The organism is Brucella sp., from assembly GCF_032066345.1.
In the GTDB taxonomy this organism is placed as follows: domain Bacteria; phylum Pseudomonadota; class Alphaproteobacteria; order Rhizobiales; family Rhizobiaceae; genus Brucella; species Brucella pseudogrignonensis.
Map to the genome: position 1 here is coordinate 1 of NZ_DAMBKZ010000020.1, position 24,456 is coordinate 24,456.

The following is a 24,456-nucleotide window of genomic DNA, read 5'->3' on the forward strand; positions in this document are numbered from 1 at the left end:
CGGTGCATAAGCAGCCCGGGCTTTTGCCGTTTCTGATAGATGATGAAGAAGGCTAAGGGCAGGCCGACATAAGCCATGCTGCTTACAAACTGGGCCGCCGGCTAGCCTCACAGAACAATGCAAATCCAACGGTCCTAAAGACACAACGCGGCGCTTTTGAAAAAGTGGCTTTGAAACCCTATACTAAGCCAACTAGTAAGCTCGTAACAGGTCCGTTGACATCACTACTGCCAGTGAAGCGCGCAGTGCATATGGTTATTCTTGTTCAGAACCGCTCAATCTTCTCTTTGGCAGTTTCGAATTTTCGATTATGAATGGGCTTATATCATTATTGAAGGTGTGTTTCGAATGCGCTTCTGCCTGATCGCTGCCCTTGCATTGTCGCCGAGTATTGCTTTGGCTGAAGCCGATCAGGATCATATCTCGTATATATGTGATCATGAAAATGCGATTGAGATTATCACTTCGCAAGACAAGCCCGAACAGATCATTCTAAATGCTTTTGGACGTGAACGTTCGCTTGAGAAAACAACGGATGCTCCTCAGAAGACTTTCGTAGGTGAGGGGTACGAGATATCGTTCACCACTATGGAAAAAATATTTGTTACATCTCAGGGTGCAACGCTGACCTGCAACGTGGATGCTATCGAGTAATATTACTTCGCTTGGTCTCGACCACTCATCACTTGAAGTCTGCCTATTAATTGCGGCTTCGCAGGCTTACTTAAGACATAATGTCGCGGCTCATTATATTCTCCCTAACGATTGGCGGAGAACTCATGAAAAGCGCTTCTACAGCATCGGCATTAGCGGCATTTGCATCGCTCCTGTTTGCCACGGCATCCTTTGCCGAGCCAGCCCCCCAGCAGGTATCAACCCAACCCAAACGCATTGAAGTGGCCTTCGTACTCGATACCACAGGGTCAATGGTAGATTTGCTTGAGGGAGCGAAGCGCAAAATCTGGTCGATTGCGAATACAATCGTCGATGTGCAGCCTGATGCAGATATAAGAATGGCACTGATCGGATATCGTGATCGTGGTGACGATTATGTGGTCAAATCCTTCGACATGAGCAAAGATTTGCAGTCACTTTACGCAAATCTGAGGCGCTTTGAGGCTGATGGGGGCGGTGATGATCCCGAATCCGTCAATGAAGCGCTTGATAATGCGATTGGGCGACTGACATGGAGCGAAGGCTCCGCAACCCAGAGAATTGTGTTCCTGGTCGGCGATGCCCCACCTCACATGGATTATAAGGGTGAGCGCAAATATCCTGAGATTTTGGCCGAAGCAAAAAGCCGAAATATTCGCGTGAATGCCGTCCAAGCGGGTAACTCTGAAGAAACCCGCAACTTCTGGAAGGATATCGCGGAGCGTGGTTCAGGTCGCTATATCCAGATTGCGCAGGATGGTGGACGTATTGATGAAGTCAAAACACCCTATGATCAGGAGATCATTACGGTTCAGCAGAACATCGATAACACAATCATGCCATACGGTAATGCCGCGATCAGGCAAGAGCTCAACAGCAAACTAGCCGCGAAAGCCGCAGCACCGATGGAGGCGCAGGTCGAGAACTCCAAGTTCTATTCCAAGCGATCATCGATGAAGGAGGTTGTTACGGGTGGCGGCGATCTTCTTGACGATATCCGCAACAACAACCTGAAATGGGACGAAGTCAAAGAAAGCGAGCTGCCAGCCTCGTTGAAGGACAAATCCCATGCGGAGCAGAAGAAGATTATCGATGAAACCCTGAATGTGAGAACGGAGCTTGAGCGCCAGATGACGGATCTTGTCCAGAAGCGGGATGAGTATGTTGAAAGTGAAATGCAGAAGAACGCGAAAAAGGGTGACGTTTCTTTTGATAAGGTTGTCGCCGATATGTTGAAGCAGCAGCTTGCTCAGCAGTAGTCAGCAATCCCGCTATCCAGCTTCGATAACAGTGAAATCGAGTGGCGAAAATTGAGCCGCTCGATAAGGATCGAACGCTTTTCGAGCTAAGAAGGTTCAATCTGAACCTGAAATTATGAAAATATTTCAATTAGATACTGGTGCATGCGGCTGTTTAAGGCTGAATGCTTTCATCCTGAATTCACTCTGGGATGAAATTTATTGGCAATGGCTCCATTTTAGCTTCGTAGCCCGCAGCAATGATGCAGGCTGAGAGCACGGAAAGGTGAAGCCAATGTCTGTAGTTGAATTCAAAAATTCCTCGCGCAATGAGTTTGCAGACATAACGGAATTGGCATTCGAGTATGAGGAAAAGCTGCCCCAACGCATTCTGGTACCGATATGGCTGACCATGGTCACTGGATGCCTGACATTCTGGATCGCAGCGTTAAGCTTCATGATTTCCGGCGTTTAAAGGAATACGCTGTTGACTGCTCTGAAAGTTGAACAGTTTAAAACGCTACCCTGGTAGCGAAGCAGGCAAGGCCTCGGATACCCTCGTATGGTTGAGGTCAGGCGCTCCCGATCGGCATTGGCAACGCCCCCGCAACAGCCGTCGGTCGGGAGACAGTTAAACCGTCGATTTGTTCGACCCTACTCTCGTGATGACAACTCAAACGGATGGAAGTCAAAATGAAAAACTTGATCGTATCTGCAATCGCAGCTCTGGTTCTTGGTACTGCCACTGTCTCGGCTGCCGAACTTGAAGAGAAAAACATTTCGCTGGCAACTGCCAATGAAATTGCCAGCGAAGCCGTGAAGATCTGCACGGCCAAGGGCTACAATGTATCGGTCGCTGTTGTTGACCGTGCCGGTTTGCTCCGTTCCCTGATGCGTGCAGACAAAGCTGGCCCGCACACGATTGATGCTGCGCAGGCAAAGGCGTTCACATCCGCATCCGCCCGCACCCCAACCAGCATGATGGCTGAGAATGTGCAGAAAAATCCTGGTGCAGCACAGCTCGTATCTATCCCGGGCTTCCTCGTGCTGGCTGGTGGCGTTCCGATCAAGATTGGTGATGACACCATCGGCGCAATCGGCATCGGTGGTGCACCAGGCGGTAATCTTGACGAAGCTTGCGCGGTTGAAGCGCTGGATTTGTTCAAAGACAAGCTGAAGTAATAAGTCACAAAGTAAAGGCAGCGCGAAGAGCGCTGCCTTTTTGATTCAATGCGTTGCGCTCAAAGGGAGTTGGGGGAGTTGGGTGGGGAGCAAGCCAGATGATCAATATTGTTTCACTGTACCTCTTGTCATCGCTGCTCTGGGCAAGTCCTGTCGAGCCGTTGAATGTGGCGGCCGTGTCGCCCGATCTGCAGAAGCTGGAAGAGATGCTGCTGTTTGGTCTGCCTGCCTCGCGTCAAAGACAATTTATTGAAGCGAGAACCGCATGGCGAAAATATCGGGATGCGGAATGTGGATTCAGACAGGTCAATTTCCCGATATGGACATCAATAGAAGAATGCAAACATTCGATGCTTCATCAACGTGCAACTGATATCCGCCTGCAGTTGCGATGGCAGCATGGGTTGCCCGGCAATGTAAGATAGCGCGTTAAAGCAATTGCGGTCTGTTTGTTAGTAATTCTGCTATTTATTGCTTAGTCTGAGATGCCATACTTTGGGAGACAGATGGAACGTCTGACTAAAATCGACCGCCGGACCATGCGAGCCTATTGGTTTGCTGCGGCCTTTGTCATCCTGATCGCATCACTTGGCGCAACGACGATCATCTACCGCGACTATACAAACCGTGTAGATAGTGCGGGCCAGCAAGTCATGTCTCTAGCCCAGGCGCTTGCGGAATATACGACGCAGGTTTTCACAAAGCTCGATGCGCTAAGCCGAGCAGTGATGGAAGATCGTGCTGACCGAATTGTCTATGAAGGTCTTCTGTCGGAAGTCATGCGTCGCCGCGCAGCCGCAGAGCCTGCTGCCATGGGAATTGCCATTATAGACAGAACCGGCAAAGTCTATGCCAGCGGCATGGATGATTATCCGGTCGGGCGCGATTTGAGCCATGCCGTTGATTTCAAGGCCTTGAGCCGACCGGATGCCGCTGATTTCTACATCAGCAAGCCCTATAAATCTGAACTGAGTGTGCCGGGCGACTTTAGCGGATGGGCTATGAGCTATGCGCGTCGCATCAGTGACGGCAATGGCAACTTCGATGGCTATGTCCTGATTGTTGTTGATGAGGCCTATCTCAATGGCTTTTACAGTCAGCTCGACGAACAGCCAGGCATGGTTTTCGGATTGATGGGAACGGATGGCACCATCCGTGCTTCGAGCTCACCCGCTGTCGTCGGACAGAATGTTTCAGCTTACATTCCAGAGCAATTGGCTGCTGGTAAAGGCATCAGAATTAACCCGTCCGTCAAAACAGGGACGGAGCGGATTTTTGCCTATTATCGTTCGTCCGCTGCGCCTCTCGTTGCCTATGTGGGATTGCCAACGCAACCGATCTATAAGGCTTGGCTGACCGCATCCTCGTTGATTGTCGCCGCACTTTTGGCTTTGTTTGCAGCACTTGGCGTTCTTGGCGTGATCCTCGGCAAATATATGCAAAATAGAAGTTCGCTCGTGCATGTCATGATTGAGGCTGCAAACCAACGACGCGAAAAAGAGTTCCTCGAAACAATCGTCAATACGGGCGGTGTTTTGATGGCCGTAACGGATGCTGAGGGGCGCTTGATTGTTGCTAATCAGGCCATGCACGAGTTGTTTCCCGAGATGGAAACCCTGAAATCGGAGGTTGGTGCTATTGCCGGGCCACTCGGCGAACAGCTTTCAGCGGTTGTCGATAATCTCCCATGGCAAGCCGTGAACAATATCACTTTGGCAGACGGGCGAAAACGTGCGCTTTCCTGGTCTGTCTCGCCCATCAAAACCAATGACGGTGAGATAAAGAACCTGGTGGCCGTCGGTCTCGATATTACTGAGCGACGCGAGGCGGAGCTGTCAATCTATCAGGCAGGCAAGCTTGTGACTCTGGGAGAGGTTGCAACCGGGATCGCGCATGAGATCAACCAGCCGCTCGCAACGCTTGCGATGGCAGTCGACAATCTTCATGCGCGGGTTTCTGGTGGCAATCTCGATCAGGCGATGATTGTCGATGGCCTCGATCTTGCCAGTCGGCAGATTGATCGCGCTGCCAATATCGTCCGGCATATGCGCATTTACGGCCATCGCAGCGATGGCTCATTGCGCCCGGTTGATCCGGCAGAAGCGGTAGAAGGCGTGCTTGCCATTGCTGGAACACAGATTGAAAATCAGGGCATTTCAATCCGCAAAGAGTACCGCATAGGTGATTACAAAATGACTGCGGATCTTGTGCTGATTGAGCAGATTGTTCTTAACCTGTTGCTGAATGCGCGAGATGCTATCGTGGAAAGCCGACCACAGGACGATGGGCGTGAGGTGCGGGGCGAGGACGAGTTTATCGCAATCCGCTTTGAACAAACGGACGATGACATGATTGCCGTCGTTGTCGAGGATTCCGGCCCGGGCATACCGCTAGCTAATCTTGATCGCGTGTTCGAGCCGTTTTTCACGACCAAGTCCGTCGGTAAAGGCACGGGGCTGGGATTATCGCTAAGCTATGGTATGGCCCGCGATATGGGCGGTCGGCTGGAAGTCAAAAACGGTACAAAGGGCGCAGAGTTTCGACTGATCCTGCGTGCGGCAAAAGACGAAAAGGAGGGGGCAGAAAATGGATAATTCGCCAGCCAATACAACGGTCCTTCTGATCGACGATGAAGAGGCATTGCTCGATGTTCTGGGAACGGCGCTCACCGACGCGGGCTATAATTGCCTGCGTGCCTCTGCCGCTATGGCAGCGTTGAAATTGCTCGACAGAACACCAGAGATAGATGTGGTGGTCAGTGATATTCGGATGCCGGGGATGGATGGTATCGAGCTGCTCAGGGCAATCCGCGAACGATACACGGATCGAAACTGGTTGCAGGTTATTTTTGTAACCGGCCATGCGACGCTGGATAACTCTGTTGAGGCGCTACGACTGAACGCAGTGGATTTTCTTCACAAGCCGGTTCGTCGAGTGCCGTTTCTGGAATCCGTCGCAAAGGCAGCGACCAAAGCCTATGAGCTGCGCGCGAAAGCGGCGCAATGGTCTCAAGGCCATGAACGGCTCTCCCGTTTGATGCAGGAGGCGCAGCAACTGGGCGCGATGCTGGAAACATTGCAGCCAATGACATCAAGCGGCTCGGAGCGGCAAAGTGCTCAAGGTTTATCTCATAATGATGAGCCGAACGCTCTTGCCAACGCCCCATCTAAAGAACGGATGCTTGAGCTTCTGCGCATACGCGATATCAAGACGCGCTATTTTTCTGACAAGTTGTTTGTTGATCCCGCCTGGCACATGCTTCTCGATCTGATGGAAAACCATCTTCAAGACAAGCAGGTTTCTGTCTCCTCTCTCTACATCGTGTCAGGCGTTTCGGCTGCGACCGCGTCGCGGCGGTTAGACGAAATGGAGAGTGTTGGCCTGGTTCGACGCTGGCTCGATCCTGATGATGGACGGCGCCAGTTTGTAGCGCTTTCCGATCATTCGATAGAACTGATGACATCCTATCTCTGTGCGCTTGATCAGCAGATGCAGGGAAAGCCATAGCCATAGCCATAGCAAAGCGGCTTTCCTTTCCATTTTGAATCAAAAAAATGTTTTTATTATCAATTAGATAAGCGATCCTTTTGCGGGTTTCGCCCTGTTCCCTTTCATTCTGAAATCATCTCGACGTGAAGTTTATGCTTTTCGCAGCCATTTACGCTGTGACCGGCGAATTCAAGGCTAAGGAATTCAAAGCTTCCGTCGCGCGCAAGGTGACGGATAGCGACTGGAAGGACCGAATACCCGCCGGTTCTCGGTTCTTCCAGTTCGAAGTTTCAAAGCAGCAGAGTTCAGCGCATCGACCCGACGGCTTGGGATGGAGAAGTGCGCGCCAAACTTACCCGAAGAGACGCCCCTTCGAAAGGAACAGGATCATGTCCGCCAATAATGGCCTCGCTCAGCGCAATACCGTTCGCAGCTCGATAAAACGACTTTGGCTATCGACAGCGGTCTTATCACTGCTTAGTTCGCCGAGTTTCGCGCAGCAGGTAATCGCGAATGGAACTGTGGTTGACGTTCCAAGCGATACAACCATCGATACCGGCCTGATCAATGGGGATGCGGGGATTGGTTTATACGCCATCTGGAATGGCGAAATCAAAACGCATGGTCCGGTTACTGTCGTAACGGGCGGTGAGGCAGCAGTGGGCGCGCAGACGTATTTCGGTGGTGTGATAAACCTGCAGGCAGGCTCTTCTATCGCTACCGCCGGCAACTATGCAGCAGGCATTGTTGCAGCACTTCGGGATTCATCTGTAACGGCGGTTGATACTTCCGTTCATACCAAGGGTGATTATGCACAGGGTGTCTATGTCCAGGAAGGGAAGGCCGATCTCACCAATGTCAGCATTGTTACTGAGGGTACCGCTTCCGTTGGAGTGAGTGCGGAAGCCTCATCAACCGTGACCATGAATGGCGGAACGGTTACAACACTTGGTGACACGTCAAACGGAATATTGGTAAGCAATGCCGGAGCTATTCTGAACGCAGATGGAGTGGTCGTTTCAACGAGTGGTGATAGGTCACACGGGGTAGTTGCGTCTCAGGGCGCCATCCTCACCCTCACAAAAAGCTCGGTTTCAACCAGTCGCGACAATTCGATGGGCGTGATTGCAAGTAACGAGAATGCTTTTGCAAATTTGATTGATACCGAAGTCACAACGACTGGTGATGGGTCGCATGGCATTGATATTTATTCCGGTGGCACAGTCAACGCCACCAATGTGGGTGTAACAACAGCGGGCGATTGGGCCTATGGGCTATCCGCAGATGGGGATAAGGCTCAAGGCAACATCTATGGCGGCAGCTATTCGACCGGGGGCTTTCGTGCAGATGGTATCAATGCTGCAAACGGTGGCGAGATCAATATCGGTCGAGACTTGCGAACGGGCGAAGCCACGATCATTCGCACGACGGGCGACGGTGCTGCGGGTGTGCGGTCCTCTGCTGGCAGTGTTGTCAATCTGGATGGTGCAACCATTATCACTGAAGGCAATGGCACAGGTAATTCCTGGGCAGTGGGAGTGATTGTAGCCAATGGCGGCACTGCCAAACTGAACAACACGAATATTGTGACTTCCGGAGAACGTGGTGCAGGCTTCAATGTTACGGATACCGGCTCTCATCTCGAGATGAGTGGTGGCAGCATCACCACATCCGGCGTCAATGCGGGTGGCGCAGTCGCTTATAATAGTGGAACAGCAAATCTGACCAATGTTGTGATTACCACCGCAAATAGTCGCGGTGTCGTTGCAGGTGATATCGGCGGAATTCTCACCATGAATGGTGGCAGCGTAACAACGAAAGGCGACGATCTTAATGGATCTGCAGCCTATGCCGTGCGTGGGGGACTGGTTGATCTGACGAATGTTGAGTTGCGCACGGAAGGCGCGGATGCGCGCGGCCTCCATGCATTTGGAGCTGGTTCAACTGTCAGCGCCAAGGGTTCACGCGTCACCACGACTGGAGCAGGCGCACATGGTGCATTTGCGAGTGGCGGTGGTGCAGTCACCGTGGCGAACAGCTCGGTCCAAACGGAGGGCATTGGCGCACATGGTCTGGTTGCCCAGAATGGCAGCACAGTTCAAGTTTCAAACACGATCGCGCGTGTTTCGGGTGTAAACGGCGCGGGTATCGTTTTGGCGAGTGATAGCATGGCCGTTGTAGACGGTTCTCTGATTGCGACAGCAAATGGCCCGGCCTTAAAAACGTCCGGCGGAAGTGTCGGCTTCGATTTCAAGAGCGGAACGCAGGTTATCGGTGGCAATGGCACTTTGCTACAGGCGGCGGCTGGCTCAACCACCATGTTGGCGGCAGATGGCAATGTTGTGCTTTCTGGCGATATGGTTGTTGAATCCACTGATACGGTTATCGATGCTAGTTTATCCAACAGCAGCATCTGGACTGGTGCCGGCAAAGGCGTGACGAGCGTTGCAGTTGATAGCACTTCATATTGGCTGATGACCGGTTCTTCAGATGTCGGTGCTCTTACCAATGACGGCACAATCGAATTTGATTCAGCCACTCCATATAAGGCGCTCACAGTTGGTAGTCTTGCGATGAACAACGGATCGTTCGTGCTGAATACCAAGCTCAACGAAGGTGGAGCTGCAAGCGAAACTGACAAGATTGTTGTGACGGGCGACACAACAGGTCTTGGTGTGGTCAATGTCCGCAACAATGGCGGCATTGGAGCCTTCACGGGAACCGGTGCAACGGACGGTATCCAGATTGTTGAAGTTGGTGGTCAAAGCGATGCCGAGTTCAAACTCGGTTCGGCGGCAATCGTCGGCATCTATGATTATCAGCTTCGCAAGGCCGATGGACAGAACTGGTATCTGCAGACCGATGGCAAGGATGTTATCGAGCCGCCAGTCTGCACTCCGGATGTCGATTGCCCGGTTGAGCCTCCCGTCAATCCCGGCCCGGGTACCGGACACGTTGTCGATATCGTTCCGGGATATAACATTGCTCTTGCTGCAGCCCAGAACCATGTTTTGACAACGCTTGATACATTTCACGAACGTCTTGGTGAACTGCGGGCCGAAGATCTGCGAGACGGCTATAATGTCTGGATGCGCGGCATCGGCAAGACAGGATCTTATTCACCGAAAAGCATCACGGGCTATAACGGTCATGGCTTTGACATGACGACCGCCGGTGCTCAGATTGGTGTCGATTATTCGAAGGGCGATGTGTTTATTGCCGGTGACAAGCTCACGGTTGGCATTTTCGGCGAATATGCAAATTCGAGCTTTGACGTGCGTGGCCGCACAGCAGACGGATCGATTTCGTCCAAGGGCCTCGGTGGTTATGTAACCTGGCAGCAGGTCGCTCCAAGCGACTATAAGCCTGGCACGGGTGTTTATGTTGATGCCGTTATCAAACATGACTGGATAGACTTTGGTGTCAGTGCAAAATCGGTTTCCGGGTTTGCGCTTCAGAATAGCTACAAGGGACGTGCAACGACGGCATCCATTGAAGCCGGTTATGGTTTTGATCTGGGCAACAATGTCGTACTGCAACCTCAAGCTCAGTTGATCTATTCGAAAATCAAAGCAGATAGCTTTACAGATACTTACGGCATTCATGTTTACGACCAGTCGGCTGAATCTCTTATTGGTCGTGTTGGAGTGCGTCTGGAAAAGACCATCTATTTCGGTGACGAAGAAGAGGTATCCCAGCCTGCGTCAAGCGCGATAAAGGGCAGAAAAGGCTCGGTGACTAAGAAGGTTCCGGCAGTTTTGCCGGACGCACCCCAAAAGAAAAAGTTCGTAAAGTCTGTCACGACTTATGCCGACGCAAACGTCAAGCGTGAGTTCAAGGGCAAAAACGGGCTCGTCGCGTCGGGAGCCAGCATCGGTAACGACATGAGCGGTACAGCCTATGATGTTGGTGTTGGTGTCGTTGCGCGCGTTTCGGAAAATGTGAGCCTCTATGCTCGGGGTGCTGTCGAATTTGGCGGTTCCACGAATGTTGCAGGCAAAGCCTCTGGCGGCCTCAAGATAAGCTGGTGATTGATCCGAAGGCTTAGGCCGATAAATAAAAGGGCGCTCAACCCGTGACGGGGAGCGCCCTTTTTTACCCCGGACAGCCTCAAACACCGCATTGATTAGTGCGGCAGGAAGCGTCTTGACGGGAAGTGTTCCTTAATTGGTAATTACGTTCACCACTTACAAGACCTTCGCATCACATCGCGGCCAGGGAATCGAGAAAGACCGTCTCTGTTCCTGTTTTGCCGGATTTGAAGAAGAAAATGATCTGGTCATTGCCCTCGCTTCGACAGAAACCGGTTCCAATCCCGTTATCAGGGAGGGCGCGTAGTCGCTGCAAACCAAGGCGCTTGATGACACCACCTGATGTTTCACCACCAACCACGATAAGCTTGTCGACGCCGAGTTCGAAAATTGCTGCAGCAAGCTCAGATATAAGCTTTTCACCCTTTTCGCTTGCGCCGCGAACGCCCAGCTCTGTCTGGATTTCTTTGACACGAGTATCACTGACCGCCGTTGAAATGAGGTAAGGCTGTTTGCCGTGATGATCTTTTGCCCATTCCATTGCTTTTGACACCATGGCGTCGATATCGCCATCTTTGGTAAGGTCCAGAGTCAAAACCGGGTGCTGTTCGGCAAATACCGCAATCTGTCCATCCGCAATGGGACCAACTGTTCCCACCAGAACCGCGGCAGTGCCGTGGCTTGGTAACGGTGGCGCAACGGTGATGGCTGGCTTGGGCGCAAAGCGATCAATTCCAAGCTGAATGAGAACAGCGTCGGAGCTGACCATTGTTGGCTGTGCCCGTGCCAGTTCGGCGGCTATCCTGACGTCACCGTCATCGCTCGCATCGACAACGCAATAGCATTTGCCTGCATTTGCGAGTTCATCAAGATGTGCTTGCGCTGCGTCTTTGCCTTTAAGCAGTACGGAGTGGGGCAAAAGCCCGATCGGCTCGTTCGTCTGTTTTCCGATGAAACGCACCATGTCGGGATCGCTCATAGGAGTGGCGGGGTCATAGCGCTTGACGGATTCAGAGATGAGGCGGCTTCGATAGAAGAGATAGCCTTGATGAACCGTGGCGTTGAACTTGGGAAAGCCGGGGCAGAATAGAAGACTGCTGGGGTTATAGCGTGCGCGCAACAGATCGGCAGCAGGCCCAACATTGCCCTGTTCGGTTGAATCGAAACTGGCACAGACTTTGTAAATGACCTGATCGCAACCGATTGCATCAAATGCATCAGCTGCGCGTGTGATCTGTCGTTTTGCTTCGTCCGGCTCAGCAAGACGCGTTCTGCCGGCCCATATGACGACAGCTTCGCCTGCACATTCGCGGATAGCTTCGATATCTGTCACGACAGCGGTTCTAATGCCTGCTGTTTCATAATAAGCAGCGACCATCAACGCGCCTGTCATATCGTCGGCGATGATCCCAAGAGTGCCGTTATTCCCCATTTTTATCCTCGTATCATGCCATGCGTAATTGCGCGTCATAGATAATGAAATTTAATTCCAATTAAGTATCATTTTGATGGACCGCGTCAATTGCGGGGATTATGAAGTTAGGCATCATCACAAACTCTTGGCTGCCAACAACGGGGAACAGACGATGCCAACCGATTATGATCAGAGCCTTACAGCACGTCGAGCCATCGTGGATGCGATGCGTCACATGGAACAGAAGGGCTTCAATCACGGCAGCAGCGGTAATATCAGTATTCGGGAAGGCGAACATATCTGGGTTACGCCGACTGGCGCCACATCGCTTATGAAGCCTGAAGACATGAGTCTCGTTTCTGTGGAAGGCGAGCATCTTGCGGGCAAGGTGCCTTCCAGCGAATGGCGCATCCACACAGAAATCATGCGCAATCATCCCGAAGCAGGCGCGGTCATCCATTCGCATGCGGATAGCTGTGTTGCATTGTCGTGTCTGCGTAAGCCATTGCCCGCTTTCCATTATATGATTGCTTCATTTGGCGGGAACGAAGTTCCCTGTGCTGATTACCGCGTATTTGGTTCTGATGCTTTGGCCTATGAAATCGTGCGCGCTATGGGCAACCATCGCGCCTGTCTGATGGCAAGCCATGGAATGGTGGTGTGGGGCCGGGATATGGCCCACGCAACATTGCTGGCAGAGAAACTTGAAACGCTGGCACGTCAGTACATATTGGCTTGTCAGATTGGCGAACCGGTTCTTTTGAGTGAGACTGAGCTAGATGAAGTTCGCGCGCGTTATGGATATTACGGCAGCCAACCGATGCCGCGCTGATCGCCGATAGGAACAGGCCCGAATGAAAATTCGGGCCTGATTTGCATTATGGATCAGGCGCGGGAAGGTCCCGTTTCCTGAAACCGGTCCAGCACATTGCGGGTAATGGTGGTGGTATAGGCGCAGTTGCGCTTGAGGCCCATTACCCATTCACAAAGCCCGGCGGTTATCACTTCACCGTCACCTTGCTTCATGGAGACGAGCATACCCGCACCATGTGCCAGGCGCTTGCGCGCCGCTTCATAGCCATCAGGCGCCATTTCGCAGATGCCCTGCAGATCGCTATCGCGAACATAGTAACGATGTCCCTGACCGTCGAGTTCATATTCGTAGATCGATGCTGGCGTCATGGCGAGAATTTCGATCTTTTCGGTCGGTACGCCGTGCTCTTCAACGGCATAGGGGAAGCCGTTCTTGAATGAATAGTTGAGCCCGTCGACCTCATAACCGAAGATCTGGGCTTCGTGGCCAAAGATATCCGCATAGCGCAGATGCGTGCCTTCGAAGATCCAATGCTCTGGTTGGTAGACGGTGAGCCCGCGAGAGCCACGGGGAGAGAAACCGCCCCAGCTGCCATACATTCCGTTTTCACCGTTAACACCGACAGTCGAAGCCCCCGGCCAGTTAACCGCGCCACTTGCCCAGTTCGCCGTGCATAGGTGTTTCTGATCGGTTTGCATGATGGGGTCTTGTGTAGGCGCTTTGGTTTTCCAGCAAACCTGTGTCTGGCCATCATTCTCAAGACGGATCTGCCAGAGGAAGTTGCCGCCAAAGCGCGCGAGATGCCCGCCGCGAGCGACGAAATCCTCGACGGTTTTGCGCATGTCCCATGACCAATATTCATCATGGCCAACGGTGACCAGACAATTGTAATCGTCGAGAATGCCGGGATTATAGTGGAGATCAGTCTGGGTTATATAGTCGATCTGATAGCCTGCTGCCTCGGCCCAGGTTACGAAATAACGTTCGTATTGAGCATAGCCGGCAGACGAATAATATTGCGAGAACCCCATCGTATAGCCCCATTCCTTGGATGGGTATCGGGTCGCATCCCCCATGTCCTGCCAGACCGGATTACAAACGCGCGCAGCTCCCTGCGGCAACCAGATCATGCCTTTCGACCATGGGCGGCGCAGGCTCAAGATCGGCGAACCTTCGTTCTTATTTGGACCCCATGTTCCAAAATAGTGGTTCGCACCGCCCCAATCATTATAGGCAGTCCAGGTGCCAGTTGCGAACATGAGGAGAATACGGCCCGAACGGGTCTTCTTCGTCGGGCGGACCACAACGAAATGATGTTGAACGAAGCGCTCGCCATCGGGGCGCATACATGTCGAGACAACGCGATAGAAGCCCGAGCGCGCATTGTCGGGAATTTTCCAGCTATAAAGAACTGGCCAGTCGCAGCCATCCATATAGGCTGTTTCTGATGTTTTGGTGAAGCTGCCGGGAAGGTCGAAAGCCTCGTCCATCATCTGAGGTTCGTGGCCGTCGCGATATATCTGGATCGACCATGTTTTGGCTGTGGTGGAGCCATGAAACTCGACCGTTTCACCGGGGTCGTAAGACATCTTCTCGGTGTAGACGAAAACTTCGGGCAGAGCAGGGTCTTCACGCGGAAACTGATAGCGATAGTCTGAAAGAAAGTGCTCGTCCGCAAAGCCTTTGCGAACCGCCCATGGCTTGATCGCATGTGGCCCCATTTCGGGAAAATTGAACTTGTCGCGGGACATTGTGAGCTTCCTCCTTGAATCAAAAATTCTGATTGCTGTTCAATGCTGAACGATCGGCATCGCCGGGATTGTCTTGTTCGTATTGCTGAAGGCGCTTCAGAAGGGCAGCGCCTCCTTCTATGAGGTCGAGTTGGACGGCGAGGCGTAACGCATAGCTGTCGCGGTTGCTGAGCGCCGTTAAAATGTTCTCGTGCTGGTGGCGTCCGGGATAACTCGGTTTTGCCGTTGGATAGAGCTCCGAAACGAGCGGACCAACCCTGATCCAGAGACTTTCAAGCACGTCTATCAGATGTGCCATCCGGCTTTGTTTGTAGAGCGCGAAATGGAAATCCGAATTTATCTGCAGGGCCGCGCGCCAATCTTCCGTGCGTTCCGCTTCGGTCAGATGCTGATGAATGGTTTCCAGTCTGGTGATGGTTTCATCGGATATGTTTGTCAGCGCATGTTCCGCTGCGAGAGGCTCCAGAACGAGCCTCATCGCGCGGATTTCCTTGTACTCAGCCAGCGTTAAACGCCGTACGCGAATGTAAAAGCGCGGTTTGATTTCAATCGCACCTTCGCGTGACAACTGCATGAGCGCTTCGCGAACAGGTGTCTCCGATGTGCCCAGATCCTGAGCCAGTTGACGAACTTTGAACCGCTGATGCGGTTTGAACTGTGCCCGCAGCAGCCCTGATTTGAGCTGCTGGTACACAATGTCTGAAAGGTTGTCCCTTTCGTCGCCCGGCTGTTCGCTCACGCTTTTTCCTTACCGGGTGGAGATTGCCTTGAAAGCGTCTTCCGTCCGGGAAAGAGCGTCGTCGATCACCGCATCCGTGTGTGCGCAGGAGATAAACATGTTGTGCTTGTGGTGCAGGTAAACGCCGCGGTTCAGCGCTTCGCGACAGAAACGTGCGCCAAGCTGTGCATCCGTATCGCCGACAAATTGCACCAGCGGCATTGCGGCAGGTCCGGTTTGCAGCAGCTCAAAACCATGTGCGCGTGCCTGAGCATCAAGGCCGGTGCGCAGGCGTTCGCCCGCATGTTTCATGCGTGCAGGAGCATCAATACGCTTCAGTTCCTTGATGGTGGCAACCGCTGCTGCCATGGATGCACCGGCATACCAAAACGAACCAGTCATGTAAGCTTGTCCTGCAGATTCACGGAAACGGTTGGTTCCGGTGACTGCTGCAAGCGAATAACCATTGGCGATTGCCTTGGAATAAGCAGCAAGGTCCGGCTCAACGCCGGTTCCGCGCCAGCTTCCACCCAGATCAATGCGGAAGCCGCCACGCACGTCATCAAGAATGAGCGCCGCACCCGCCGCATCGCAAAGGGCGCGTGCCGTTTTGGCGAATTCTGTGGTGGGAAGTTCCTGCGGGATGGCAAGATCGTGCTTGAAGGCGGAGACAATGATTGCAGCCAGATCGTCACCGGCTTGTTTTGCGGCGGCAGTGAGGCTTTCAACATCGTTGTAAACATAGTGGACGAGGTGAGCACGATCTTCGGCCGTTACGCCGACCAGTGATGGCGTACACCATGGCACAGCACCGTGATAGGCACCCTTAGCGACCAGAACCTTGCGGCGTTTGGTTGCGCCGCGTGCGATTGTTACGCAGCTGGTCGTGGCGTCGGTGCCGTTCTTCTGCAGCAATGCCCAGTCGGCATGGGGTACCGTTTCAACCAGCAGCTCTGCAAGTTCAACAGCGTGCGCTGTTGGACCGTTGAGGCAATCGCCTGCCTTTATCTGGCTGAGTGCTGCAGCATCCACGAGTTCATGACGGTGGCCCAGAATGATCGGTCCCCAAGCACACATGAAATCAATATAGCTGTTGCCGTTTACATCCGTAACATGAGCGCCTTCGCCCGAAGCAAAATACTGCGGATATCCCTCTGGAAGCGACGCTGCGCGCTGATGGCCCCACATGCCGTTCGGGATCACGCGTTCGGCGCGTGCACGAAGCTCTGCGTCTGGATTGTGTTCGCTCAGGGTTTGGGCTGAAGTGGAATGCGCAGGCATTGGTAGTCTCCCATTTGATGACGCTTTTACGTTCATCACCTCAAATTATGATATATCAAAAATGATCCTTGTCGCGATGATATGTCAAGAGAGATTCCAAAAATTGAGATAAATATTCCCGCTGCGAGGCATTCCATCGGTTTCTGTATGAGAATTTAGGCATTTTACCGCGTTATCTGGCAAAAACATCAGGCAAAACAGCGTTGAAGATAGTGCTCAGCCATTTTGATCAATAAATTTGATATATCATTATAGACATGGACGCGAAATGCGGGTTAAGCTCTGCCAACAACAAAAAGATCAGGGGAAAGCATGGCTAGCCAGAAGAGCACGCCCGATTCCGGGCTGGGTATTAGCATTCAGGGAGTGACTAAAAATTATGGGAGCTTCACAGCGGTAGACGGTCTCGACATGGAGATCGCGCCGGGTGAATTCCTTGCCCTGTTGGGGCCTTCGGGTTCCGGCAAATCAACTATCCTGATGATGCTGGCCGGTTTCGAGCGTCCCGACAAAGGACGTATTCTGTTTGGCAGCAACGATTACACCCGCGTACCGCCGCATAAACGCAATATCGGCATGGTGTTTCAGCACTACACGCTGTTTCCCAATATGACGGTGCTCGATAATGTGGCTTTCCCACTTAAAACAAGGGGTGTGCCAAAAGAAGAACGGCACCGTATTGCCCGCGAGGCACTTGCTCGCGTGCGACTTGCCGATTTCGCCAATCGCAGTCCGAAGCAATTGTCGGGAGGGCAGCAGCAGCGTGTTGCGCTGGCTCGCGCTATTGTCTATTCGCCGCGCGTTCTTTTGATGGATGAGCCCTTATCGGCGCTGGACAAGAATCTGCGTGAAGAAATGCAGATCGAGATCAAACGCCTTCATTCCGAATTGGGCATGACCATCGTATTCGTCACCCATGATCAGGGTGAAGCGCTGACAATGGCGGATCGCGTTGCGATCCTGCAAGGCGGACATATTCAGCAAGTCGCCAGCGCGCGCGAACTCTACAACCGCCCCGCCAACCTGTTTTCCGCAAGCTTCATCGGTGAAATGAACCTCATCCCGATCGTATGGGATGGGACCAAGGCGCAAGCCGCTGACGGCACCGTTGTTTCGATACCCTCTGAAAATGTCATGGGAGCAAAATCCGGCAATGCGTTGATGGCAGTTCGTCCGGAACGCTTAATTCCTGCGGAGCAGGGATTGGAAATCACCGTTCGTGATGTGATCTATGCCGGTCCGGACACTGCTATTCTAGGGGCAATGGCCGACGGAACAGAACTGCGCGCAAGACTGGCGAGTGCAGCGGTTCCTGACATTGGCGCAGGTCAAAAACTGCGATTGGGCTTTGCTCCCGAAGCAAGTCTCGTCTATTCCCGTGCGAGCTGAGCCGATGTTGAAAATGTTCTTTGAGCCAGACGGGCGCAAGCTATCGAAAGGCGGAATGCTTCTTCTGCTTTTACCATTCTTCTCGCTGCTATTGCTGTTCTTTATCTATCCGTTGGTCAGTCTGCTCGCTTTGTCCGTGACAGAGCCATCGGTCTCGTTGGACAATTATCAGCGGGTTTTCTCAAATCCGGTTTATCTCAATGTGCTGGGACGCACTGTTTTGATTGCCGCGCTGGTCAGCGTGATCGCGCTGCTGATGGCCTACCCCATCGCATGGCTGATGGCGCATTCGAGCGGACCAAAACTGATCTTCATAACCGCCTGCATTCTGTTGCCGTTCTGGTCGTCTGTGCTGGTGCGAACCGCTGCCTGGGCAGTGCTTTTGCAGCGTAATGGGTTGGTCAATCAAGGTTTGCTTCAACTTGGCCTCATAGATCAGCCGCTGAAGCTGCTTTATACCCAAACCGCAGTTCTCATTGCTATGACGCATGTTCTCCTGCCGTTTGTGGTTCTGCCGATCTATGGCGCTATTCGCAACGTGCCGCGGGATTATGCGAGAGCTGCTGCCATCCTTGGAGCCGGCCCAATACGAACCTTTTTCGAGGTCATTTTTCCGCTCACCCTGCCGGGAGTTATGGGCGGGATGATCCTAACCTTTCTCACCGCACTTGGTTATTTCATCACGCCTTCGCTGCTTGGTTCGCCGAAAGAAATGATGATTGCGACGCTGATTTCCCAGCAGCTGCGTGAAACACTGGATTGGCCATTCGCAGCAGCACTGGTGGGTATTCTTACACTTCTGGTGATGGCTGTTTCGCTGGTCTTCGGTCGTGTGTTCAAGTTCAACCGGATGATGGGAGGCAATGCATGAACAGCCGCAATTTGCTCCTCAATGCCTATGTCTATCTGGTGCTGTGTTTTCTCGTTGTGCCGATCCTTATCATTCTGCCAATGGCGTTTAGTGAGACGGATTACATCACGTTTCCGCCACGCGGGTTTACGTGGCAGTGGTTTGGTGCCTTCTTTCAGTCTGCACAATGGATGAGTGCAACGGCATTCAGCGCGAAGATTGCATTTTTCACGGCGATTTCGAGTGCAATTATTGGGTTATGTGCAAGCTATGCGATAGTTCGCGGCAAGGGTGCGCTCGCGACCATTTTCCAGACCTTGCTCATTGGTCCCATCGTTGTGCCGCATATCGCGCTGGCGATTGCGCTCTATCTGATGTTTCAAAGTGTCGGACTGACAGAGACAACGGCCGGTTACGTTTTTGCGCACACAATTATAGCATTGCCGTTCAGCGTGTTTACGATCGTAGCGGCGCTCTCGCAGGTCGATCCCGCTTTGGAAGATGCGGCAATGTGTTGTGGGGCCAATCGCTTTTTGGCTTTTCGCGCCGTGACCTTGCCGCTGATAGGGCCGAATGTCTTATCGGGCGCGTTGTTTGCCTTCGTCATATCGTTTGATGAACCGGTAATTTCGTTCTTTCTCGCAGGTGTGCGCGACAAGACCCTGCCGCGTATGATGTTCGATGATATCGAGCAGAATCTGACACCGATTATCCCAGCGATTGCCGTGATGCTCACGCTGCTTTCCATCATTGTTCTGGTGGGGGCCGCAGGGCTGCGCGCGCTTGCTACGCGTTCACAGCAGGCTGTGTCTGAAGAATAAGAAAACCATAGAAGTGAGGGAAACATGTTCAAGAAAACTACCAGATTACTGATGTGCGCCGGGTTGCTGCTTGCAGCCGGATTGATAGTGGCCAAAGCTGACAGCGTTGTTTATGCGACGACTGGCGGGCAGATGCGCCAGACGCTTGAGAAAGAGTTCTACGGGCCTTTCAAGGAAGAAAGCGGCACGGATGTCGTGCCGTTTGATATTGAGGTGCCGGATCAATGGGCGCGTGTCGAAGCCATGAAGCGCGCCAACAAATTTGAGTTTGATATTGTTACGGCAACGGGTCCCGATCTGGTCGATAAAGCCGATCTTCTTTTGACGATTGATTGCTCGAAACTACCGAATGTCGAAGCGAAAGGCGTCGAAGGCTCCTGCAAGGAAAATGGTGTTGCAAGAACGACGGGCGGTATGCTGCTCGCCTATGACACATCCGTTTACAAGGACAAGGTGCCTCAGACCTGGGCTGATTTCTGGGACGTGAACACATTTCCCGGCCCGCGTGGATTGCCGGATACGGGTGATCGTGACTGGTGGTTGCCGGCTATCGCACTGATCGCTGATGGCGTGCCGCGCGACAAGATCTTCCCGATGGATCTGGACCGGGCCTATAAAAAGCTCGACGAGATCAAGCCGCATATCAGCGTGTGGTGGAAGACGGGCAATCAGGTGGCACAGATCATGCGCGACCAGGAAGTCGCCATGACGATGTCCTATTCCGGCAGAGCATTGAGCGCTATGAATGATGGTGCGCCATTCAATGTAAGCTGGAATGATGCCGTGATGGACACAGGCTATTTCGCTATCCTGAAAGATGCCCCTAATCCGGAAGGCGCCCTGAAGTTTATCAATTACTTCTATGGTCATGCAGAAGGCCATCCGGCCTTCATCAAGACAGCAAACTACGCGACCCATTCAAAAGAAGGCGTGGCTTTGCTGCCTGAAGCTGAGCAGAAGAACTACGCAACGTCGCCGGATAATTACAAGCTGCTGCTTGTCCCGGATTTCAAATGGATCGGCGAGAACCGCAACATGCTGCGTGAACGCTGGCAGAACTGGCTTGCTGAATAAGCAATGGTCGCAAAAGAATCTCAGGCCGACGCCCTCGTGGTGTCGGCCTTTTTGTTTGGATCAATCTGTATAGGCTGACGATTTCAGATGCCTGACGAGAGCCGCTCCACCTTCGATCAGGTCCATGCGAATAGCCATGCGCAGAGCATAGGAGTCCCTATCACGCAAGGCAGCCAGAACCTGTTCGTGCTGGTGAGGGCCAGCATAGGTTGGCATTGCGTTGGGATAAAGTTCCGAAAGGATCGGCCCGATACGCATCCAGAGCGCTTCAAGCACATCAATCAGATGTTTCATGCCTGAACGACGATAGATGATAAAATGGAAATCAAAGTTGGTCTGCAATGCTTCCGGCCAGTCGCCGCTTTTTTCTGCAGCAACCAGCCGATTATGCAGATCTTCAAGCTGAAGAATGTCTTCTTCAGTGATATGCGGTAATGCGCGTTCCGCTGCCATGGGTTCAAGTTCCAGACGCATCGCACGAATTTCTTCGTATTCATCGGCTGAAAGCTTGCGCACGCGGATGTAATAGCGCGGCTTGATCTCGATGGCACCTTCGCGCGAAAGCTGGATCAGAGCTTCGCGGACTGGGGTCTCAGATGTTCCTAACGAGCGCGCAAGATCGCGGACCTTGAGCCGCTGAAGCGGAAGGAGCTGTGCCTGCATCAGCTGCGATTTGAGCGTATTGTAAACGGTGTTGGACAACACCTCGCCAGATTCAGTCTGAGCTTCTTCAGCGATAGCGTCGTCAGCTTCAGTCAAGCTGTTGTCCGGTTCATTTACAAAATTCATCAATAGGCTCCAATTGCCGGACGCATCCTTGTCGAGCGGTCGAATATATCAATTCATCATCACGACTCAAATGCCCATATGTTTGCATGCCAGAACCATCTGTGAATCAAGCATCGGGACACCATTGATGATCCTGCATCCTTTGGCTTGGGCCAATTCCAGCCAGCGCGTCATCGGTGGATTGACGATGATGTCGGATATTATGGTGTCGGAGGAAATCCCTGTCAGATCCAGCGGAAGCTCGTCTTGCTCGGCCATGCCAAGCGATGTCGTATTGACGATGAGGTCGAAGTGGTTGCCGTGATCGGGTCCACTTTGGAGGGAGCAGTCTTTATAAGCAGATTGTATATCCGTGGCGAGCGCTGCAGCTTTTGCAGTATCGCGATTGGCGATCCACAAGGAACGCGCGCCCGCTTTTGCCAGCCCAAAGCCCACAGCACGCCCGGCACCGCCCGCTCCCAGCATCAAAACAGACATGCCTTTAGGTTCTATACCATTGCTGCGCAATCCTTCGATAAAGCCGGGGCCATCCAAATTGTCACCAACAAGGCGACCACTTTCCTCCCGGCGCACGAAGTTGACGGCACCCATTTCTTGCGCTGCATCTGTCACAGCATCGAGAAGCGGAATGATTGCGATCTTGTGTGGGATAGTCACACCAAAGCCGCTTACATTGCCAATTTTGCGAATGGATTGCGTGACTTGCGCAAGATCATCAGGATGAACGTGCAAGGGAACTGCCGCTGCGTTCTTCCCTGTCTTGTTGAAGTGGGTATTGAAGACGTGGCTTGCCCGCACATGACCGATTGGATGTGCCAGAACGAAAAGGATTTTGCTCTTGCCGGTAACTTCCATGGGTTAAGCCCTCGTCATTTCGCGTGCGATGATGATCCGCTGAATTTGAGACGTGCCTTCATAAAGACGGAACAGGCGCACATCGCGATAGAAATGCTCGACAGCATAGTCCTGCATATAGCCGGAGCCACCATGAATCTGCACGGCGTGATCGGCGACGCGTCCCACCATTTCAGAACAATAGAGTTTGCAGCTTGCCGCCTTGCGAATAATTGCGGGGTCCCCATCATCGAAAGCACGCGCTGAATCGAGCACCATGCATCGTGCGGCATAGGCTTCGGTGCTCATATCCGCCAGCATTGCCTGTATCATCTGGTGTTCTGCAATGGGCTTGCCGAATTGAACACGGGTTTTGGCAAAGCCGACGGCTTCATCAATCAATCGCTCTGCCATGCCTGTGCAGACGGAGGATATATGCAGCCGACCACGGTTGAGAATTTTCATTGCTGTCTTGAAGCCACGGCCTTCCACACCACCAATGATGTTTTCCGCAGGGACACGAACATTCTCCAGATAGACATCACAGGTCTGCGTGCCGCGTTGTCCCATCTTATGGTCCGCCTTACCAACGGTGAGGCCGGGTGAATTGCGGTCAACCAGAAATGCTGTGACGCCGGAAGGTCCGGCTTCGCCTGTTCGTGCCATGAGCGTGAATACGCCAGCAATTGGCGCATTGGTTATGAAGCGCTTTACGCCATTAAGAACGTAAGCATCGCCGTCTTTTACAGCCGTGGTTTTGACCGCACCTGCATCGGACCCCACATCGGGTTCTGTCAGGGCGAATGAGCCAATGATTTCTCCACTGGCAAGCCTCGGCAACCAATAGGTTTTCTGGGTGTCGGTGCCGTCAGCGATAATCCCCTGCGACCCGATACCGTTGTTTGTGCCGATGACAGAACGAAATGCCGGAGAGGTGTAGCCAAGCTCAAAACCGACGAGGACTTCTTCCTCCATTGTCAGCCCAAGTCCATCATATTGTTCAGGAATTGAGAGGCCGAACAGGCCCATTGCACGCATGTCGTCTATGACATCGGTGGGGATGCTGTTTGTTTCTTCCACCTGTCTTTCGACGGGCATCAACCGCTCTCTGACAAAGCGTCTGATCGTATCTAACAGTGATTGAAAGGTCTCCGGGTCGCGGATCATGAAGTGCCCCTTCGCGGGTGATTTCAACAAAGATGAAACACGTCGCGTTTTGCAGAAATATCCTATTGCTAAGGGAATGTTTCATAGATTAAAGTTCGAGACAATATAAAATGAAATTAAATTCCATTTGTGGTTTTGCTATGATTGGAATGGGTTCAGGGGAAGTTGGGGAGAGGATGACCGAGCTTACCGATGTGGTGATCGAAAGCCGTCCGGCGGCAGGTGTGGCCTTACTGGAAATCAATCGTCCAGAAGCACTCAATGCATTGAATATGGATATCCGCCAGAAACTGTCAGAAGCAGTTGATCGGCTTGCGAGTGATGCGGAAACGCGGGTTATCGTCATTGCGGGCAAAGGTGGAAATTTCGCCGCTGGTTCAGATGTTAAAGTGTTTGCACAGACTGGCGCGGGAGAAATTCTCGCCCAGCGGCTTCATCGTTACTGGGAGAGCCTCGCTCGTTGCCCCAAGCCTGTGATCGCTGCCGTGGAAGGCTATGCGTTGGGCGGTGGTTGTGAGCTTGCAATGCACGCCGATATTATCGTTGCATCAAAAACAGCAAATTTCGGTCAGCCGGAAATCAAGCTCGGATTGATGCCTGGCGCAGGAGGTACGCAACGGCTTTTACGCGCGATAGGCAAATATAAGACCATGCTGCTTGCTCTGACGGGAGAAATGCTCTCGGCGGTGGATGCGGAAAGATACGGTCTCGTCAGCCGATTGACGGACGAAGGGCAGGCGTTGGAAGAAGCGCTAAAGCTTGCTGGAAAAATTGCCCTGATGCCACCGCTTGCAGCGGAACAAATCAAAGAGGCTGTCACTCACGGCGAAGATGCACCTCTTGAAACGGCTCTGAGATTGGAGCGTAAAGCATTCCAGCTTCTCTTCGACACGGAAGATAAGCGGGAAGGCATTGACGCCTTCCTGTCCAAACGCAAGCCTCAGTTCAAGGGGCGCTAGT

Annotated in this window: 21 protein-coding genes; 14 read left to right on the plus strand and 7 right to left on the minus strand. The window is 52.7% G+C overall.

Going from position 1 to position 24,456, the window contains the following annotated elements; genetic code table 11:
- Positions 1–261: 261 nt before the first annotated feature.
- The 8 genes from RT142_RS19655 (at position 262) to RT142_RS19690 (ending at position 10,594) form a co-directional block, all read left to right on the plus strand.
- Positions 262–654 (plus strand): hypothetical protein, encoded by a 393-nt coding sequence (locus RT142_RS19655; protein ID WP_313030889.1) that lies wholly within the window; start codon positions 262–264, stop codon positions 652–654.
- Between the two features lie 125 nt (positions 655–779).
- Entirely contained in the window at positions 780–1,913 is a 1,134-nt protein-coding gene (locus RT142_RS19660) for a vWA domain-containing protein (RefSeq protein ID WP_313030892.1), read from the plus strand.
- A 274-nt stretch (positions 1,914–2,187) separates the two neighbouring features.
- A complete protein-coding gene (locus RT142_RS19665) occupies positions 2,188–2,367 on the plus strand; it encodes a hypothetical protein (RefSeq protein WP_039860536.1) in 180 nt (59 codons plus the stop codon).
- 218 nt (positions 2,368–2,585) lie between these two features.
- Positions 2,586–3,074, plus strand: coding sequence for a GlcG/HbpS family heme-binding protein (locus tag RT142_RS19670; protein ID WP_079213150.1), 489 nt, complete (start codon positions 2,586–2,588; stop codon positions 3,072–3,074).
- Between the two features lie 98 nt (positions 3,075–3,172).
- Entirely contained in the window at positions 3,173–3,499 is a 327-nt protein-coding gene (locus RT142_RS19675) for a lysozyme inhibitor LprI family protein (protein ID WP_313030895.1), read from the plus strand.
- An 81-nt stretch (positions 3,500–3,580) separates the two neighbouring features.
- Positions 3,581–5,668 carry an ATP-binding protein gene (locus RT142_RS19680; protein WP_313030897.1) on the plus strand — a complete coding sequence of 696 codons (2,088 nt, stop codon included), beginning with the start codon at positions 3,581–3,583 and terminating at the stop codon, positions 5,666–5,668.
- Positions 5,661–6,581 (plus strand): response regulator, encoded by a 921-nt coding sequence (locus RT142_RS19685; RefSeq protein ID WP_313030899.1) that lies wholly within the window; start codon positions 5,661–5,663, stop codon positions 6,579–6,581. Before RT142_RS19680 ends, RT142_RS19685 begins: the two co-directional genes overlap by 8 nt.
- 371 nt (positions 6,582–6,952) lie before the next feature.
- Positions 6,953–10,594: an autotransporter outer membrane beta-barrel domain-containing protein gene (locus RT142_RS19690; protein WP_313030901.1), complete on the plus strand. Its 3,642-nt coding sequence runs from the start codon at positions 6,953–6,955 to the stop codon at positions 10,592–10,594.
- A 172-nt stretch (positions 10,595–10,766) separates the two neighbouring features.
- On the opposite strand, the gene RT142_RS19695 is transcribed toward RT142_RS19690, so the two are convergent.
- A complete protein-coding gene (locus RT142_RS19695; RefSeq protein ID WP_409558594.1) occupies positions 10,767–11,987 on the minus strand; it encodes a four-carbon acid sugar kinase family protein in 1,221 nt (406 codons plus the stop codon).
- A 193-nt stretch (positions 11,988–12,180) separates the two neighbouring features.
- On the opposite strand from RT142_RS19695, the gene RT142_RS19700 reads away from it, so the two are divergent.
- Positions 12,181–12,840, plus strand: coding sequence for a class II aldolase/adducin family protein (locus RT142_RS19700; RefSeq protein ID WP_313030905.1), 660 nt, complete (start codon positions 12,181–12,183; stop codon positions 12,838–12,840).
- Positions 12,841–12,893: 53 nt separating this feature from the next.
- Here the strand turns inward: RT142_RS19700 and RT142_RS19705 are convergent, their stop codons facing one another.
- Genes RT142_RS19705 through RT142_RS19715 form a run of 3 tightly spaced genes read right to left on the minus strand, consistent with a single transcriptional unit; the run spans position 12,894 to position 16,572 of the window.
- Positions 12,894–14,573 (minus strand): N,N-dimethylformamidase beta subunit family domain-containing protein, encoded by a 1,680-nt coding sequence (locus RT142_RS19705; protein WP_313030907.1) that lies wholly within the window; start codon positions 14,571–14,573, stop codon positions 12,894–12,896.
- A 19-nt stretch (positions 14,574–14,592) separates the two neighbouring features.
- Complete coding sequence (locus RT142_RS19710; protein ID WP_007878224.1) at positions 14,593–15,312, minus strand: GntR family transcriptional regulator; 720 nt, start codon at positions 15,310–15,312, stop codon at positions 14,593–14,595.
- Between the two features lie 9 nt (positions 15,313–15,321).
- Entirely contained in the window at positions 15,322–16,572 is a 1,251-nt protein-coding gene (locus RT142_RS19715) for an aspartate aminotransferase family protein (protein WP_313030910.1), read from the minus strand.
- Between the two features lie 312 nt (positions 16,573–16,884).
- On the opposite strand from RT142_RS19715, the gene RT142_RS19720 reads away from it, so the two are divergent.
- From RT142_RS19720 to RT142_RS19735, 4 genes are read left to right on the plus strand one after another with little or no spacing between them, the layout of a single operon-like run.
- Complete coding sequence (locus RT142_RS19720; protein WP_064321461.1) at positions 16,885–17,961, plus strand: ABC transporter ATP-binding protein; 1,077 nt, start codon at positions 16,885–16,887, stop codon at positions 17,959–17,961.
- A 4-nt stretch (positions 17,962–17,965) separates the two neighbouring features.
- Complete coding sequence (locus tag RT142_RS19725; RefSeq protein WP_007878228.1) at positions 17,966–18,832, plus strand: ABC transporter permease; 867 nt, start codon at positions 17,966–17,968, stop codon at positions 18,830–18,832.
- Positions 18,829–19,632 carry an ABC transporter permease gene (locus RT142_RS19730; protein ID WP_313030914.1) on the plus strand — a complete coding sequence of 268 codons (804 nt, stop codon included), beginning with the start codon at positions 18,829–18,831 and terminating at the stop codon, positions 19,630–19,632. The genes RT142_RS19725 and RT142_RS19730 overlap by 4 nt, the downstream gene beginning before the upstream one ends.
- A gap of 24 nt (positions 19,633–19,656) precedes the next feature.
- Complete coding sequence (locus RT142_RS19735; RefSeq protein WP_312470859.1) at positions 19,657–20,706, plus strand: extracellular solute-binding protein; 1,050 nt, start codon at positions 19,657–19,659, stop codon at positions 20,704–20,706.
- A gap of 60 nt (positions 20,707–20,766) precedes the next feature.
- Here the strand turns inward: RT142_RS19735 and RT142_RS19740 are convergent, their stop codons facing one another.
- The 3 genes from RT142_RS19740 to RT142_RS19750 all read right to left on the minus strand — a co-directional run bounded on the left by RT142_RS19740 (position 20,767) and on the right by RT142_RS19750 (position 23,496).
- Entirely contained in the window at positions 20,767–21,495 is a 729-nt protein-coding gene (locus tag RT142_RS19740) for a GntR family transcriptional regulator (protein WP_194779451.1), read from the minus strand.
- 66 nt (positions 21,496–21,561) lie between these two features.
- A complete protein-coding gene (locus RT142_RS19745) occupies positions 21,562–22,350 on the minus strand; it encodes a shikimate dehydrogenase (RefSeq protein ID WP_313030917.1) in 789 nt (262 codons plus the stop codon).
- A 3-nt stretch (positions 22,351–22,353) separates the two neighbouring features.
- Positions 22,354–23,496, minus strand: a complete 1,143-nt coding sequence (locus RT142_RS19750; protein ID WP_313030920.1) for an acyl-CoA dehydrogenase family protein — start codon at positions 23,494–23,496, stop codon at positions 22,354–22,356.
- A gap of 110 nt (positions 23,497–23,606) precedes the next feature.
- On the opposite strand from RT142_RS19750, the gene RT142_RS19755 reads away from it, so the two are divergent.
- Positions 23,607–24,455, plus strand: coding sequence for an enoyl-CoA hydratase (locus tag RT142_RS19755; RefSeq protein ID WP_064321463.1), 849 nt, complete (start codon positions 23,607–23,609; stop codon positions 24,453–24,455).
- Position 24,456: the final 1 nt, after the last annotated feature.